This is a genomic window from Pseudomonas sp. P4_C4, from assembly GCF_056402055.1.
Window position 1 is genome coordinate 38,857 of the sequence record NZ_JBFUID010000009.1, and the last position, 17,482, is coordinate 56,338.

General features: G+C 57.7%; 12 protein-coding genes. 3 read left to right on the forward strand and 9 right to left on the reverse strand.

The genetic code is table 11. The features are described 5' to 3' along the window. Positions 1–253 precede the first annotated feature (253 nt). Together AC1DXW_RS07300 and AC1DXW_RS07305 are read left to right on the forward strand one after the other, a co-directional pair. Positions 254–610, forward strand: coding sequence for a DUF6124 family protein (locus tag AC1DXW_RS07300; protein ID WP_477753097.1), 357 nt, complete (start codon positions 254–256; stop codon positions 608–610). Positions 611–756: 146 nt separating this feature from the next. Next, positions 757–1,386 carry a class I SAM-dependent methyltransferase gene (locus AC1DXW_RS07305; RefSeq protein ID WP_477759875.1) on the forward strand — a complete coding sequence of 210 codons (630 nt, stop codon included), beginning with the start codon at positions 757–759 and terminating at the stop codon, positions 1,384–1,386. Positions 1,387–1,590: 204 nt separating this feature from the next. Here AC1DXW_RS07305 and AC1DXW_RS07310 read toward each other — a convergent pair whose 3' ends face one another. Genes AC1DXW_RS07310 through AC1DXW_RS07320 form a run of 3 tightly spaced genes read right to left on the reverse strand, consistent with a single transcriptional unit; the run spans position 1,591 to position 6,802 of the window. Continuing rightward, positions 1,591–4,641, reverse strand: coding sequence for an efflux RND transporter permease subunit (locus AC1DXW_RS07310; protein ID WP_477755451.1), 3,051 nt, complete (start codon positions 4,639–4,641; stop codon positions 1,591–1,593). Next, positions 4,638–5,702 (reverse strand): efflux RND transporter periplasmic adaptor subunit, encoded by a 1,065-nt coding sequence (locus AC1DXW_RS07315; protein WP_477755450.1) that lies wholly within the window; start codon positions 5,700–5,702, stop codon positions 4,638–4,640. The genes AC1DXW_RS07310 and AC1DXW_RS07315 overlap by 4 nt, the downstream gene beginning before the upstream one ends. Next, a complete protein-coding gene (locus tag AC1DXW_RS07320; protein ID WP_477755449.1) occupies positions 5,699–6,802 on the reverse strand; it encodes an efflux RND transporter periplasmic adaptor subunit in 1,104 nt (367 codons plus the stop codon). Before AC1DXW_RS07320 ends, AC1DXW_RS07315 begins: the two co-directional genes overlap by 4 nt. Before the next feature lie 175 nt (positions 6,803–6,977). Between AC1DXW_RS07320 and AC1DXW_RS07325 the strand changes: the two genes are divergently transcribed. Continuing rightward, the gene (locus tag AC1DXW_RS07325) at positions 6,978–8,174 is read left to right on the forward strand and encodes an AAA family ATPase (protein WP_477755448.1); all 1,197 of its coding nucleotides are present in this window, start codon (positions 6,978–6,980) and stop codon (positions 8,172–8,174) included. Between the two features lie 112 nt (positions 8,175–8,286). On the opposite strand, the gene AC1DXW_RS07330 is transcribed toward AC1DXW_RS07325, so the two are convergent. From AC1DXW_RS07330 to AC1DXW_RS07355, 6 genes are all read right to left on the reverse strand, one after another. After that, positions 8,287–9,069 (reverse strand): MetQ/NlpA family ABC transporter substrate-binding protein, encoded by a 783-nt coding sequence (locus tag AC1DXW_RS07330; RefSeq protein ID WP_477755447.1) that lies wholly within the window; start codon positions 9,067–9,069, stop codon positions 8,287–8,289. A gap of 178 nt (positions 9,070–9,247) precedes the next feature. Further along, positions 9,248–13,954, reverse strand: a complete 4,707-nt coding sequence (locus AC1DXW_RS07335) for an RHS repeat domain-containing protein (RefSeq protein WP_477759876.1) — start codon at positions 13,952–13,954, stop codon at positions 9,248–9,250. Between the two features lie 32 nt (positions 13,955–13,986). Continuing rightward, positions 13,987–15,051 carry a hypothetical protein gene (locus AC1DXW_RS07340; RefSeq protein ID WP_477755161.1) on the reverse strand — a complete coding sequence of 355 codons (1,065 nt, stop codon included), beginning with the start codon at positions 15,049–15,051 and terminating at the stop codon, positions 13,987–13,989. Between the two features lie 195 nt (positions 15,052–15,246). Then, positions 15,247–16,173, reverse strand: coding sequence for a sigma 54-interacting transcriptional regulator (locus tag AC1DXW_RS07345; RefSeq protein WP_477755162.1), 927 nt, complete (start codon positions 16,171–16,173; stop codon positions 15,247–15,249). A 55-nt stretch (positions 16,174–16,228) separates the two neighbouring features. Further along, positions 16,229–16,810, reverse strand: coding sequence for an alpha/beta hydrolase (locus tag AC1DXW_RS07350; protein ID WP_477755163.1), 582 nt, complete (start codon positions 16,808–16,810; stop codon positions 16,229–16,231). Between the two features lie 269 nt (positions 16,811–17,079). Continuing rightward, the gene (locus AC1DXW_RS07355) at positions 17,080–17,481 is read right to left on the reverse strand and encodes an ExbD/TolR family protein (protein WP_477755164.1); all 402 of its coding nucleotides are present in this window, start codon (positions 17,479–17,481) and stop codon (positions 17,080–17,082) included. Between the last annotated feature and the right edge of the window lies 1 nt (position 17,482).

A 17,482-nucleotide genomic window follows, 5' to 3' on the forward strand; every position in this document is an offset into this window, starting at 1 on the left:
GCCGAATTCCGTGGCTAGTCTCGGTCCGTCACTGCTCATCAGTGATCGGGTTTAGTCGCCCGGATATCATCGGGCGCACAGCGCCACCTTTCTTCAGGTGTTTTTTATTGCCTGAAATTTATGGTGGCTGTGCGCAGGGCACCTTCGGGTGCGCCGGTTCCCGATGTCCGGTCGACTAACCTGCGTGCAGCTGCCACCCCCTATTCGTTTAGTCGCGATATCGGTTGGCTCCAACTACATCGGAGTTTTACCAATGAAGAAACCCGTACCCGATCCTCCTCCCGAAAACCCTACCAACGAAACCGTCACCGACGATTTGCTCAGAGATCGTTCCGCACTCTACCGTGCCATCGATTTCCACCTCACCGGCAAGCAACCCGCACCAACCGATGAAATGCGCTTCTACAACGTCAGCAAAGACGTGAGTTTTGAAGACACCCAACTCTATGTCGCCGACCTGCTGCGCTGTGCTTCGGTCACGGCGTATCAGTGTGGCGATCAACTCAAAGGCGCCGACCGGGCGATGGTGTACTCGATCTGGCATTTGCTGGAGATTGCAAAGGCGATGGTGGATCACTCCATTGAGTGTTTGGGGATGAAGAAGGACTGAGCCAAGATCAAAAGATCGCAGCCTGCGGCAGCTCCTACAGAATTCACGTCCGACTCAGGCTCTGTAGGAGCTGCCGCAGGCTGCGATCTTTCAAAGCGCGAAAGCGCTTATAGTCAACCCATCTCCTTTTTCCTGCGCAGCCGACCATGAAGCAAACACCCGACGACCTCGAACAGATCACCTCCACGACCCTGGGCCACTACAACTCGACGGCCGAAAGTTTCCGAGAAGGCACCCGCGATCACGACGTCAGCCAGAACATCGATGCCCTGCTGCGGCACATTCAGGGCGAAGCGCCTTTCGACATTCTCGATTTTGGCTGCGGGCCTGGACGTGATCTGCAGACGTTCACCCGTATGGGCCACAAGGCGGTCGGCCTCGACGGTTCGGAAAAATTCGCGCAGATGGCCCGTGAGGACAGCGGCTGCGAGGTGTGGCAGCAAGACTTCTTGAAGCTTGATCTGCCAGCCGAGCGTTTCGACGGGATTTTTGCCAACGCGGTGCTGTTTCATGTTCCGCGTCAGGAATTACCGCGGGTGTTGAAACAGTTGTGGGGAGCGCTGAAACCGGGTGGGGTGTTGTTCAGTTCCAATCCCCGTGGCGAGAATCAGGAAGGCTGGAACGGGCCGCGTTATGGGTCGTATCACGACCTGGCGGCCTGGCAGCAATTGTTGATCGAGGCGGGGTTTGTGGAGCTGGAGCATTACTACCGGCCGGCAGGGCTGCCGCGGGAGCAGCAGCCCTGGTTGGCGAGTGTCTGGCGGCGCGCTGACTAAAGCGCAAATCAAAAGATCGCAGCCTTCGGCAGCTCCTACAGTAGGTGGGATGTAGGAGCTGCCGAAGGCTGCGATCTTTTGCTTTTGTTGCCAGAGCCGATGTCTTCGCGAGCAAGTCGGATCGCCGCACCGCCGCTCCCACAGGGTTCAGCGCAATCCCTGTGGGAGCGAGCTTGCTCGCGATGAGCGCGATGCGCTCGCTTTTTAAACAGCCTCTTTCTTCGGCTCGCGAATCTTGTACCAGGCCACATACAGCGCTGGCAAAAACAGCAGCGTCAGCAAGGTGGCGATGACGATCCCGCCGATCATTGCATAGGCCATCGGCCCCCAGAACACTTCCCGGGCAATCGGGATCATCCCCAGGCTCGCGGCGGCTGCCGTCAGCAGGATCGGCCGGCGTCGGTGTTCAGTGGCCTCGACCACCGCGTCCCACGGCTCATAGCCTTTATTCTCGTACTCATCGATCTGGGTCACCAGAATCACCGAGTTACGGATGATGATACCGATCAGCGCCAGAATCCCCAGGATCGCCACGAAGCCCATTGGCGTTCCGGTTGGCACCAACGCCAGCACCACGCCGATCAAGCCCAGTGGCGCGACGCTGGCGACCAGGAACATCTTCTGCACGCTGTGCAACTGGATCATCAGGAACGTGGCCATCAAGAACAGCATCAACGGCACAACCTTGGCAATCGGCCCCTGGGCCTTGCCGCTTTCCTCCACCGTACCACCGGTGGCGACCTTGTAACCCGCCGGCAGTTTGGCAGCGAAAGCGTCGATGGACGGCTTGAGGATTTTCACCAGGTCCGTCGGCTGGATCTCGTCGCGTATCGCCGCCTTGATGGTGATGGTCGGCAGGCGATCCCTACGCCATACCAACGGCTGCTCCAGTTCGTAGCGCACCGTGGCGAACGCCAGCAACGGAATCGACGTGCCGCTAGGCGTGACGATTTGCAGGTTCTGCAGGGTTTCCGGCGTACCGCGTTCGGAATCTACCGCGCGACCGACCACGTTGATCAGGTAGATGTCGTCGTCGACCTGGGTCACCGCCTGGCCACTGACGATGCCGTTCATCAGGTTGGCCACATCCTCGGAAGACAACCCCAACTGCCGCGCCTTGTCCTGGGCGATGTCGATGCGCAGGACTTTGCCCGGTTCGTTCCAGTCGTAGATGATCTCGCCAACGTGCGGGTTCTTGTCCAGCTCGGTGGCCAGGTCGATGGCATGGCGGCGCACCTGATCGACGTCTTTGCCGCTGACCCGGTACTGGATCGGACGCCCTACCGGCGGGCCCATTTCCAGTGCCTGGACATAACTGCCGATGCCGACGAAGTCGTTGCGCAAGCGCTCGCGAAGCTTCTGCATCATGGCTTCACGGGTATGGCCTTTGCTGACGATCACCAACTGCGCGTAGAACGGGTTTTGCAGTTGTTGGTCCAGTGGCAGATAGAAGCGGATCGCGCCCTGACCGACATAGGTGCTCCAGCGCACGATGTCCGGATCGTCCTTGAGCGTGGCCTCGAGTCGATCGACGGCCCGGCGGGTTTCGTCGAGCGAGGCGTTTTGCGGCAGGTTCAGGTCCACCAGGATTTCAGGACGATCCGAAGACGGGAAGAACTGGTTCTGCACGTAGCGCATGCTGAACAGCGCCAGCACAAAACACAGCACCGTAATGCCAATGGCCCACCAGCGATTGCGCATGCACCACAGCAGCCCGCCGTTGAACGCCTTGCCGATGCGCCCGGGTTCGCCTTCGTGGGGTTTCACGTTGGTGCTGAGGATGTGCACGCCGATCACCGGCGCAAACAGCACCGCCACCACCCACGACACCAGCATCGCACAGGCAATCACCGCAAACAGGGTGTAGGTGTATTCACCGGCGGAGCTGGCGTTCAAGCCGATCGGCACGAAGCCCGCGACGGTGACCAGCGTACCGGTGAGCATCGGGAACGCCGTGGAGGTGTAGGCGAAGGTCGCCGCCTGCTCCTTGGTCTCGCCCAATTCCAGACGCGTGACCATCATCTCCACGGTGATCATCGCGTCGTCCACCATCAGGCCGAGGGAAATGATCAGTGCGCCAAGGGAGATCCGCTGCATGGTAATGCCGCTGTACTCCATGAACACGAAGACCAACGCCAGCACCAACGGGATCGAGCACGCCACCACCAGCCCGGCACGCACACCGAGGCTGATGAAGCTAACCACCAGCACGATGATCACCGCTTCGAACAGCGCACGGGTAAAGCCGCCGACGGCCTCTTCCACCACCACGGCCTGATCCGAGACGTTGTAGATGCCAACACCCACCGGCAGGTCGGCGGTCAGTTGTTCGATACGCTCGTGCAAGGCCTTGCCGAACGCCTGGACATTGCCACCCTTTTGCATGGCAATCGCCAGGCCGATGGCCTGTTTACCGTTGTAGCGGAATTCCGGCGAGGCCGGATCGACATAGCCGCGACTGATTTCGGCAATGTCGGCCAGACGATAGTAGCGGTCGTTGAGCTTGAGGTTGACCTCGGCCAGGTCTTTCTCCGAAGCGAACTTCCCTGAAGTGCGCACCGAAATCCGCTCCGGCCCGGCCTCGATGACACCTGCCGGGGTCACGGCGTTCTGGGTTTGCAGGCTCTGCACCACCTGACGCTGATCGATGCCCAGCGCGGCGAGTTTGCGCGTGGAGAAGTTCAGGTACAGCACTTCGTCCTGCTGGCCGACCATCTCGATCTTGCCCAGCCCCGGCACGCCGCGAATTTCCATGCGCGCCTGTTCCACGTAGTCGCGCAACTGACGCAGGGTCAGGCCGTCGGCGGTGAAGGCGTAGATCGAGCCGAAGACGTCACCGAACTCGTCGTTGAACGACGGCCCCTGTATGCCTTGCGGGAACTGGTATTTGATGTCGTTGATCTTCTTGCGCACCTGGTACCAGATTTCCGGGATGTCCTTGGCACTGGTGGTGTCGCGCAGGTACACGTACACAGTGGACTCACCGGGGCGCGTGTAGCTTTTCACATAGTCGAGGGAGTCGAGTTCTTCGAGCTTTTTCTCGATCCGGTCAGTGATCTGCTTGAGGGTTTCCTCCTGGGTCGCCCCCGGCCATTTGCTCTGGATCACCATGGTTTTGATGGTGAACGAAGGGTCTTCTTCGCGCCCCAGGTTGAAGTACGAGAACACACCCATCAGCAATGCGACGAACATCAGATACCAGATGAACGACTGATGCTTGAGGGCCCACTCCGAGAGATTGAAAGGCCCTTTCATTGACTGTCCTCGTCGATTTTCACTTGTTGCCCCGGCTTGAGACTGTTCACGCCCGCACTGACCACCCGCTCGCCGTTCTTCACGCCGCCGGCCAGCACCACGGTGCTGTCGGTACGGCTGATCACGGTGATGTCACGGGGAGAGACGGTTTTACTCTGTGCATCGATCACCCAGATGCGTGGCTTGCCATCGACCTCCTGCAGCGCGGTGAGCGGCAACTCGATGCGCGGCTTGATCGCCGAGCTCAGGGTGACGCTGATGGCCGTACCCAAGCGGAAGCCCTGTGGCGTTTCGGCCAGGGTCAGGCGGGCGCGACGGGTGCGTGTGGCGCTTTGAGCCTTGGGTTCGATTTCGCGGATGATGGCGGTGGTGTTGATGCTTGGATCAAGTTGTGCAGCAACCAGGAACACCACATCGCTGGGCAGTTGATCGACCAGGGTATCGGGCAGGTCGATCACCGCTTCCTTGATGTCCGGCTGCGCCAGGGTCACCACTTGCTGACCGGCCGTCACCACTTGCCCGGCCTCGGCGCTCCACGCGGTGACCACGGCTTTATGGTCGACACGCAACTCGGTGTAGCCCAGTTGGTCCTTGCTCTGGTTGACGGCTGCCCGGGCCTGATCGAGGGAGGCCTGGGTGGTTTTCAGGTCCGTGTTGGCCTCGTCGAGTTGTGCTTGCGCGCCGACCCCGCGGTCAAACAAGGCTTGCTGACGCTGGGCAGTGGCCTTGGCGTTGATCAGTTGCGCCTGGATTTTCGCCAGATCGCCCTGGGCCGAGCGCAATTGGTTCTGCTGATCTGAAGGATCGAGGGTGGCGAGCAATGTGCCCTTCTCGACCTCGGCGCCGACATCGACGTTACGACTGGCGATTCGCCCGCCCACGCGGAACCCGGTATTGCTTTCATAGCGTGCCTGGATACTGCCGGCGAAGCGACCCAGGTCCTCTTCGCTCAAGGCCTGGACCTTGATCGATAGCACCGGCCGTACCGGCGCCGGCGGCGGTTCGCTCTTGGAACAGGCGCTCAGCACCAGCCCGATGGACAACGCCCATAAAGGCTTCATGGCTTTGCTCCCCACGTCAGGTCCTTGTAAGTGTTTTCGGCAATCTCGACTTCCATGTCCGGGTGCAACAGTTGCCCGCCCGCGATGATGACTTTGTCCCCGTCCTTCAACCCGCCACTGATGATGACCTTGCCCGTCAGGTAGCGGCTGACCGTCACCGAATGCAATTGCGCCTTGCCCTTGTCGTCGACAATCCAGACAGCAGGATTGCTGATGTTTTTGGTCAGCGCCGACCACGGCAACTCGATGACCGGCTTGCCCGATCCCCTGGCTGTGGCACTCACCACCGAACCCAACTGCATGCCGTCGGGCAGTTTGTCGAGGCCGACCTTGACCTGCACGGTTCCGGATTGCGCCGACACCGACGGGGTGATTTCGCGTACGGTGCCGGTGGTTTTGATCGCAGGGTTGTCGAGCAAGCTGAGGACAATGGTGTGATCTCCCGGCTTCTCGGCCAGCAGCGATTCATAGACATTGAACACCGCATCCCGGTCGCCGTCCCGGGCCAGGCTGAAGATCGGCATCGTCGCCTGCACCACCTGGCCGACTTCCGCCTGACGCTCGGTAATGATCCCCGGCGCATCGGCAATCAGCGCCGTATAGCTCAACTGATCCCTGGCATTGGCCAACTGCGCCTGGGCCGCGCTCAGGGCGCTCTGGCTGCTGTGCAAGGCGGCCTGAGCAGAGTCATATTCGCTCTGGCTGGTGTAGCCCTTGGGCAAGAGTTTTTGCTGACGTACGAACGCCAGCTCGCTCTGCTTCACCCGCGCCTGTTCGGCGACCACTTGTGCCTGGGCCGAGTCGACATTGGTCTGCAGATCCTTGGGATCGAGCCGGGCGAGCACTTGCTTGGCGGTCACACGATCACCGACGTCAACCGAACGCTGGATGATCTTGCCACCGACGCGGAAAGACAGCTCCGTCTGTACCCGCGCCTGGATATCACCGGTGAGGGTGACCGAGGCCGCGTAATCCGCTGGCTTGACGACCTGCACGAACACCCGTGGCAGGTATTCCTGTACGGGCTTTTTCTCCTCGCAAGCCGTTAGCAGGGTGACGACACTCAAGGCCATGACTACTTTCAATCCGGGAACCGCCATGCAAACTCCTTGGCCTTTTTATGGACAACTCGACAGAGAGCTTAGAACAGGATTTCAACGGCGCACGCTCCCTTTATGAAGAAACAATTCATAACGTTTTCCCCAAAAAACACGTGTCATAGACGCCTGCACGTACCTGAAAATGAGCCCGCTCGATCTCGCCTCAGGAACAAATATGCTCAAGACCCTCGCGGTGGCCAATTACCGCTCGATCAACAAATTGGTGATCCCGCTGGGCCGGCTGAATCTGATCACCGGCCCTAATGGCAGCGGTAAATCCAACCTTTACCGTGCACTGCGCCTGCTGGCGGAAACCGCTCAGGGCGGCGTGGTCAATGCGCTGGCCCGCGAAGGTGGGCTGAATTCGACCTTCTGGGCGGGCCCGGAAACCATCACCCGGCGTATGCGCAATGGCGAAGTGCCCGTCGAGGCCACGGTGCGCCAGGGCGTCAAACGCCTGCGGCTGGGGTTTGCCGGGGAAGATTTTGGCTACTCGATCAGCCTGGGCCTGCCCGATTCCAATGGCCATTTCATGCTCCCCGGGCACAGTTCGCCCATACCGTCACGCTTCGGCCTCGACCCGCAGATCAAGCGCGAATGCCTCTGGGCTGGAGCGTTCTATCGTCCGGCCAGTCTGCTGGTCGATCGTGACGGCCCAATGATCCGCGCCCGCGCCGATCGCAAGTGGGATGTGCTGGCGCAGCACACGCCGATGTTCGACAGTCTGTTCGATCAGGTCGGCAGCTTGCGCAGTTCGCCGGAAGTGCTGGAGATGCGCGAGTTCATCCGCCGCTGGCGCTTTTACGATCACTTTCGCAGCGACACCGACGCCCCGGTGCGCCAGCCGCAACTGGGCACCCGCACGCCGGTGCTGCACCACGACGGACGCGACCTGGCGGCGGCCTTGCAAACGATCATCGAAATCGGCGATCCCGAGGCATTGCGAGCCGCGATCAGCGACGCGTTTCCCGGCGCCAGGCTGGCTATCGAACCGCTGCCGGGCGGGCGCTTCGCCATCGAGTTTCATCAGGAGGGGTTGTTGCGGCCGTTGTCGGCGGCGGAGTTGTCGGACGGGACGTTGCGCTATTTGCTGCTGGTCGCCGCACTGCTGACACCACGGCCGCCGACACTCATGGTGTTGAACGAGCCGGAAACCAGCCTGCATCCGGATCTGCTGCCGGCGCTGGCGCGCTTGATCATCCGCGCCTCCGGGCAGTGCCAGGTGTGGGTGGTGTCCCATGCCCGGCGATTGATTTCGGCATTGCAGCAAGACCCCGACTGCAACTGCATCGTGCTGGAGAAAGATCTTGGCCAGACCGCAATTGTCGGCCAGCGCATGCTGGATGAACCGGCATGGTATTGGCCGGATTGAACGACGCGTGATTTGCCGGGACGCCAGTCTGAGCAATCCATCGCCCCAAAAAAAACGCCGACGCTAAATCAGCCGTCGGCGTTTGAAACCTTAAAGGGGTTTGCTTCGCGAATCAGAACGCCGGCAGTACCGCGCCGCTGTACTTCTTCTCGATGAATGCTTTCACTTGCGGGCTGGTCAGGGCCTTGGCCAGTTTCTGGATGGCAACGCTGTCCTTGTTGTCCGGACGGGCCACCAGGAAGTTCACGTAAGGCGAATCGGCACCTTCGATTACCAGGGCGTCTTTAGCCGGGTTCAGACCCGCTTCCAGTGCGTAGTTGGTGTTGATCATGTCCAGGTCGACCTGATCCAGCACACGCGGCAACATCGCGGACTCAAGCTCCTTGAACTTGAAGTTGTGCGGGTTCTTGGCGATGTCTTTCGGGGTCGACACGGCGTTTTTCGGGTCTTTCAACTCGATCAGGCCAGCCTTCTGCAGCAGGATCAGGGCACGGCCGCTGTTGCTGCCTTCGTTCGGGATGGCAATGGTCGCGCCATCTTTGAGCTCAGCCAGGGTTTTGACTTTCTTCGAGTAGCCGCCGAAAGGTTCAACGTGCACGCCAATCACGGTTTCAAGGTGAGTGCCTTTGCCTTCGTTGAAGCTCTTCAGGTACGGCAGGGTCTGGAAGTAGTTGGCGTCCAGACGCTTCTGGTCGACCTGCACGTTCGGCTGAACGTAGTCGGTGAAGACTTTGATTTCCAGGTCCACGCCTTCTTTGGCGAGGGTTGGCTTGATCAGCTCGAGAATCTCGGCGTGTGGGACCGGGGTCGCGGCAACCACCAGTTTCTCGCCAGCCTGGGCCAGGCCCGCGGTCAGGGCAGCTGCCAGTGCGGTGAACAACAGAACCTTTTTCATGCAGTGTCCTTATCGAAAATCACAGTCGCTTGTGGCGACGGCTTGAAAACGAGAGTGCCAGTGAAGTGCTATCGCTGGTGTGAAGCGGACAATACCGAGATTTTTTATTCCCGGACAATAACTTTTATTCGCTTTGATATTCCATTTTGAAAGAATCTAACTCACTGGTCATCATTGCTCAATTGCAGCGCAGTTTGAGGATCTGCTCGGCAATCTCATGGGTAAATGACTCCAGAGCGTCCACCACATCTCTTCGAGTCTCCTGAGCACTGAAATCCTCGGCCAGTGACGGCCAGCTTTTTTGAAGAATTGCGTCGACTTTGGCGGCGTACTTTTCCGAATTCGCGGCCACGAACGCTGATGTAGCAGCGATACTCGCCCCACTGATTACCGTTTTTACCGTCAACACGTTATTGAGCCGGCTCTGCAATTTGACGGTACTTTTCACCGCCTCATTTGCCGTAGAAGCAGCGGCATATAGACGCCGCCCAGCGGCTGCGCGCGCGCCCCCTCGTTGTGCAGTCGCCACGTACTCCAGGGAGCGCACACTTTTCGTCAACGCAAAGCCAATGCCTTTACTGCCAATTTTTGCAACCGCGGTGGCCCCGAGCGACACCACTCCCAGCGCTATCGACGAGTAGGTCAATAGCTGGGCGCCAACGGTATCCGGGGCCAGCTCATCGACAACCGCCGAGGCAATTGAAACCGTCGCGGAAATGACCTCCAGCGTTAACAAGGCGAAGGCGTTAGCCGAGATCGGTACGAGTGGTGCGGTTGCGCCCATGGTAACGACTGTCAGGGCAATCGCGGCGGCAGCCAGGGCGGCGCTCACACCGATTTTCACCCACCCCAAGGTCGAGATATGCCCGGTGGGATCCTTGAGATTGACCGGATCTCCCAGACAATAGGCATAGGCATTGATGCCGCCATCCTCAAAGGGGCTCCAACTGTCGGGGCTGTGAAATCGCATCAATCGGGGGTTGTAGGCCCGATAACCCCTGCCGAGCAGATAGCACCCGGTTGACGGGTCCAGTCGCTCACCCTGAAACCCCAGCAGGGCGCCAAGTCCGCTCGATGCGGGGCGATCACCATAAGGAAGACAAGACAAAACAGATTCGTCTTGAGATCCAAGGCGCGCAAGGGCCGTGCCCTGACCATCCGTGACAAACAAGACAACGTCGTCACCTTGCTGCTCGGCCAAGGACTTGCCGTCGCCTGACAACAGACTGCGTCGGTGGTTACCGGCCACTTCGCTGCACAGTGCATGCTCGCTATAGAAAAGCCTGATCAGCTCTCCGGATTCGGCAGCCACCGCATGCAATTGATCTTCGCCGTCGAATTGATAATGCGCACGACCGCCAGCGCTGGCCACACTTTCGAGCCGACTCAGCGTGTCATATCTGAACGTGCGCCCTTGGTTATCGTTGAGCAGATTACCGTTGGCATCGTATTCGAAGCTCACTTGCCCGGGTTGATAGTGCGCGTGACTGTGAGTCAGTGAACTCAACTGGGTTTTATCAGGGCGATCGTAGGAAAACCTGCACAGGTTCACCTCCCCATCGAACCCCGTACGCACCGTCAACAGGTTATCGAGGTAGTCGTAGGTGAATTCCTGAAAATCAATGCGTTTTCCCCAGGCATCGATCGGTGCCTGCGTGCCCTCACAGTCATAGCGCTTCAGGCGCCCGCGCCTGTCGTAGGCGAAGGTTTCTGTACGTGATTGCGTACCGGACACCAACGATCGCTGTTGAAGTTTGTCATCGGCCCCAAACACTTGAAGGATTTCCAGGCGAGATCCGTCGCCGAACTGCGAAATACGCTGGATCTCACGACCGAATTCATCGTGATTCAAGGCGGTCGTCAACGAACGTTTCGAGGCGGTGTCCTCGACACTCAATGTCAGCAACTGGCCCCGGGCACCGTAGGTGTACTTCGCCAGAACCGGTCCCTGCTTAATTTCTACGGGCCGCGCCGCAGCGTCATAGACATAAGTAGTTTCTACATCGTTAACATCGGTAAAGCTGATGGGCAGCCCATTCAATGAACGGGTAGTGGCGGTGCCGAAGCGGCCTTCTCTGGAGATCCACTCCTGGGACTTCTCTTTGCCCGACCTGGCGTACTCAACCCGGCGCTGGATGGCAGGGCTGGAGGTTTCGACGAGTTGCCCGGTCAATGGATCAAATCGATATCTGGCTGATTGAGCGTGGCTGCCCATCCGCGCGGTCACGGCCCCGTTGAGCATGGGATCAAGAGTGAACCTGAAAATATCGCCCGCCGCCGTCACTTGCTGCACAGCTTGAGCGCCCCCACCTTCATAGGTCCTTGTTGCGGTTCTGCCGCCGACGGTCGTACGGGTGACACGTAATAAACCGTCATAAGTCCGGGTGCCCAACACGTAGTCATCGGCACTGATTTCGATCGGATGATCACCCGTGCTCAGAGGGTCATACTTTTTTTTTATCGAAGTACCATCCGGCAGAACCGTCTCGATCAGACGACCGAAAAGGTCATAACGCAAGCGCGTTTCGAATCCTGCCTCGTTGGTTTGCGTCAGGCAACGCCCAAGTCCGTCATAGGAAAAAGTCGCGGTAATAGTGACCACATCTTCGGAATCGATGCGTTCTTCCCGATCTGGCTTACCGAACACGTTCAATACAGAACGGGTTTTTCCAGCGCCGTCGCACCAGCATGTTCGAGTCAATGAAACCGGGTCAAACACATCGTTCACCGCGACACCATCAGGACCTACCGTTCTGCATACGCGCCCCCAGCCGTCGTGGCTGTAGGTCGTGGTTGACGCAGTGGCCTTGTCATCGCACCAATCCTGGCTGACTTCGCTCACCAGTCGACCAAAATTGTCGTAGTGGGCCTCATAGCTCAAACGCATTGGCTTTTCGGGTGAATCGACATCCTGAACTTTGACTTTGGTCGTGCGCCCGACCCCGTCGAGCCAAATCTTGCTCAGCACACCCCGTATGTTAGTGATGCCGATGGTTGCGCCGTCCTCTGACTGGCTTTCGCCGTAGAATTCAGTGATGCGTGACGCGATATCCGTTCCATCGAATGCCGCTGTCTCGCGAACGACACGGTTCAGATTGTCGTACTTCTTCAACAACTCACTGCCGCCCCCATCCCGAAGCTTGACTTCCTGTCCGATAAATCGGTCATGCCAGACTTTGCGATCATGCCTTTCGCTACCCACGTACAATTGTTGAAGGGTTTCTACCCAATCTCCATCAATTGAATATTTGAATTCGAGACGGCGGTTGCCGTTGTGCTCGGCTTGCGAGCGACTCTTGAGGCGTCCGTAAAACGCATCGCTGGCATCATCGATGTACTCGAATCGAGTATCCACGCATGGCTCTTTATTCCCTCCTTCAAACAGCCTTTCGCTTTGAGGCAACAAAAACCGGTGACCGTCTTCGCGCATGGAGGGCAAGTCAATGTAGGAAAAACGGACAATGACCGTCGGCGCCGGGGCAAAATCAGGTGAAGGCGTGACCGATCGCTCCTTCAATGCCGTGACGAAACCCAGTGGGTTGGGGGGGCAACCCTCGGCACCTTCTGCCGGATAATAGACGTATTCCTCCCGGGCTCCGCTCGGATTTATCTGCGTTAGCAGATTGCCGGATTCATCATAGGTCGTATGGGTGGTTTCGGTTCGGGGCGCGGCGTTCGTAGAAGTATCGACATAACTGACGACAGATGTCTTCTGCAGTTGGAAATGGGCGGGCTGATCGGAGAAGTCCAGACCGTCAACATCGTGATAGGTAATCGTTCGTTGCTGCACCTTCCCGTTGGAAAGGGACTTTTCCGAGGTCATCAGGTGGAAGCGGTTGTAGGTTCTTTCGATGCGACTCAGTTCAACTGTCTTGTCGCCCACACCCGTAACCAGGCGTTCGGTACAGGAGTAGGTGTAAGGCCCTTTGTGCCCGTGCAGATGGTCCCCGTCCTGCACCCAACGAAGTCCCGATTGATAGCCGAGGAAATTTTTGTCGGAGTATTCATAGACACGGGTGATCGTCGGCAACCCTGTACCCGGCACCAGAACACTGCGCCGCACCGCCGGCAAAGCATTGATTGGTGCCCCGAGCGGTAACCGGTGCTTCTGAGGAGCGTACTCAATACTCTCGACACTGCCACCCGGCGCGCGGACATCCGTCATGACCAGAAAACCATTGAGTAATTGGTAATCGAATGACCATGCAAGGTGCTCGGCGGTACCGTGATCAAGGGATATCTGCCGGAGCCATCCATCGCGAACCCGCAAAACAAACTTCAAGCGTCTTTGCGGATGATCAGGCCATACGGTAATGCTGGCGGGTTGATCTTTCGTTTCATAACTCAGGGCCACGAGGCGGTGTTGCTGATCGTGAATTTCGTGCAGGACACGGCGGCCCCGTACCAACATGTATTTCAGACTGATCGAGCGCCCTTCGTTGGAGTGAACCTGTTCGGGCAACCATTCGTCATACGTTTCATCCGGCCTGACCAACTTCTCGATCAGACCGTTTTTATGGCTGACAACCAGATTGTCGCCGTCGAGCGTGACCAGGGTGTCTTGAAGCTTTTTATCCTTGACGACGAGCCGCCCTCGGCTGATGTAGACACGATAAGAAACTCCGCTTGCAAGGGTCAGTTTACGGGTCTTCCGATTGTAGGAGCTCAAACCCAATGACCAACCGCGTCCCCAACCGAGATCTGTTGTGCGGAAACTATCGAATGAAATACTAAAGGATACCTGCGGACCATTGATATTGTTAGCCACCCACCCCGCGAGATTAATGCTGGTACTATAAGAGCCGGTACGGACATCAACTCCAGACTGGATAAACTCAGAAAAATTGAATGCGTTGGACTCCACTTCTGGCACTGCTGTACTCATCATCATTCCTTGACTTTGCAGACACAGTAAAATTAAACAACTTCGATCATCGAAGGATTTCGGGTATTCATTGCGACGTCGACTTCATGCCTGTTCCCATACATATCCCGAACAAACACCCTCACCAACAAATGATCATATCGAACATGGGACGTTCCGCCCTTTCTGGCAAAGTGCATCAAAAAAGTGACTTTGCCTTGTTCTTCATGGCAGGTCGCAAGTTTATCGGCTGTTTCCCACAACACCTCCGTGCCATGATTAGCCTTGAGCCCTTTAAAATAGCCAACGGCGTAATACCCGAGATAATCGGGATACTCGCTGCGTGCATGCAACACGCCGCTAATCGAGCAATCGATGAATTTTATATGGTGCTGATCCACTAACAGATCCAGAACATATCGATCAACCTTGGCAAGGTTCTCTGTCGGTTGCAAGTTGCCGGATAGGTGTTTGACCCTGAACTGTTCTTTTCGATAGATCGGCGGTGGAACGGTCCTCAGGCTTATTTCACCGAATTCCGAGGTTTCTTCCGAATAGAATGCCTTCCCGTCCGAACGGGTAATGGCTGCAATCAGCTTGATGGGCTCGGGAGAGTTGCTGCTGACGTAGAACTCCTTGAGAAAGATGGCTTTCCCCCGCACAACCGGGCCACGCGGTTCACCCGTGTGAGGAAACGGCTCGTATGGTAAGCGTCGTTCCAGCGCGCATTTCCATGCCAGTTCCTCGCCGTCTCGGATGTTGTCTATCGGCAGGGCTTTGCCGGAATAGGCATCCAGCAGTTGAATGCTGTCGAACTCGCTTTGGGAAATGCCTACTACCTTTTGCCCATCGTCTACAGCTTGCACAACCACCATCAATTTCAACTGCTGATACCCATTGGCGTAAATTGTATTTCCGCCCGACGTCGAGAAGACTTGAAATCGTTTGAGGTCTATCCACTCAGGAGAATCAGCCTCTTGAAAAGACTGGGGTGCCATCCCCGGATCAGCAGGCATATGACCTTCGGCAAGGAGATTGATATCTTCCAACTCATCGTCGGCACCCGGGGCTATCGCAGCATTATTTTCAACAAGCCTCACAGAAAAATCCTTTTTCATATGATATTTAACAATGACGGATATCAATGTATCCAAGAGAAGTTAAAAGATATATCAAACCCCATCGGCCTGCAAAACGCAAAATTGTCACAACCACACTGCAAATATTACAAAATATAAAACAAGGATCAGCCCCCACAAAAAAACCAAGCAACAATCAATTGCCTGGTTTCGTTATAAATATAATCAATGAGTTTATATATTGATGCTTGTGAAATGTTTTTTCAGCGCCCGGACTTCAGCGACATCTCCTTGTTGAACAAGTTGATCTATCCATCCTTGTATAAGAACCGCAGATGGCCGGGCAACCGACAGATTCAAATGTTCCGGCAATATTTCGTCACCCGTACTGACCAGCAATGCAAAGTGAATGACGTTCTCCAGCTCCCTGGTATTGCCCGGCCAACTGTGCCGCTCCAACACTTGTTGCGCCTCCTCGCTGATCAGCGGTACCGGCAGGTCCAGGCGTTGGCTGTAGATGCCGAGGAAGTACTCCGCCAGCGAGAGGATATCCCCCACCCTCTCACGCAACGCCGGCAATTCGAGCGGGCCTTCGCTGAGGTAGTGATAGAGCCGTTCATGGAATTTTCCGGCGGCAACCGCCTGGGCCAGATCGATGCTGGTGGCCGCCACCAGCCGCACATCCACCGGGCTCGGCTGCTGGGCACCGACGCGGGTGACTTCGTGGTTTTCCAGTGCGGCAAGCAGCTTGATCTGGATCGGCAGCGGCAGGTCGCCGATTTCGTCCAGGTACAGCGTGCCGCCGTTAGCCGAACCGAACCACCCGGCACGACTGCTCGCCGAGCCGCTGTAACTGCCCGCCGCATAGCCGAACAACTCGGCGTCGGCGTAAGTCGGGCTGATGGCGCCGCAGTTGACCGAGACGAATAACCCGCCGCGATCACTGGCGCGATGGATATGCCGCGCCAGCAATTCCTTGCCGGTGCCGGTTTCGCCACGGATCAGCACTGACACTGAACGCGTGGCCAGTTGCTCCAGGTCTTCACGCAATTGCCGCGAACGCGGATCGACAAACACTAGCGCCTTGGCGCGGATGCTCAGGGGACTTTTTTCGGCATCGGGAAAGGTCAGCAGCGGCTGACCGAAGGTTTCAAAGCTCATGGCAGACTCCCGCCCAAAACCGCCGGGAGACGGGGGCGTTAAATAAAGAAAGTGTTCAAGCGCGACGCAGGGCGTGGTGTTCCATGCGGTTCTGCAAGCGATAGAGATAGGCAAAACCCTGCTCCCAGCGCTGGTGACCGGACTTGACGTTGATATGCCCCGCCCCCGCCAGAATCCCCGCCTCGGCCCCCCAATGACGCGCCAGTTCCAGGGCACGCGGTGCACTGACGGCGCTGTCGTTGTCGGAGCTGACAACCTGGCTCGGGAATGGCAGCAGGTCCGTCGGAATCGGCGCGAAGTTACGCAAGGCCGGCACGCAGGCCGGGCGTTCGACATCTGCCGGCGCGACGAGCAAGGCACCGCGTACTTGACGCAAAAACTGCACGGGGGCGCTCGCTGCCCAATGGGCGACGGTGATGCAACCCAGGCTGTGGGCGATCAGGATGACCGGCGTGCTGTCGGCGGCAATCGCCTCGGCCAGCGCCGCGACCCAGTCTTCGCGACGTGGCGTCAGCCAGTCGGCCTGCTCCACCCGCGCACTGTTCGGCAGGCTGTTCTGCCAGTGGCTTTGCCAATGATCTTCCGGCGATCCTTGCCAGCCCGGCACAATCAGGTAGCGAATTGATTCGTTGCGCATGGGGGAGCTCTCCTGCTGCGTGTCTGTTCTCGGTCGAGTATAGGGAGAGGATTTATATTCGTTAAGGAATAAGAAGCTATTTATTAAGACCAACATAGAATATACAACCATCTCTGTAGGAGCTGCCGCAGGCTGCGATCTTTTGATTTTAAAAAAACAAGGTCAAAGGATCGCAGCCTGCGGCAGCTCCTACAGGGGTCAATTCTGTTTCGGGAATAAAAAAAGGGCCGCACCCTGCCAAGGAGACGGCCCCGGAAAACGAAAATCCGTTAACGCGCAGTAATCACCGACAGTTTGGTAATCCCTGCCCGCTCAATCGACGCCATGGCCCGCGCCACCTCGCCGTAATTCACACCATTGTCGGCCTGCAACTGCACGCGCACCTCGGGGTCCTTGGCCTTCACCGACTTGAGGTTGAACTCCAGCAAGTCCGGTTGTATCTCGTCCTTGTTGATAAACAGTTTGCCGGCACCGTCGATGCTCACCACCAACGGATCTTTCTGCTCCACCGGCGCCACCGCTTCGGTCTTGGGCAGGTTGATCGGAATTGCGTTGGTCAGCAGCGGCGCGGTGACGATGAACACCACCAGCAACACCAGCATCACATCCACCAGTGGCGTCACGTTGATCTCGCTCAGCACCTCATCAGAGTCTTGCGTGGAGAAAGCCATA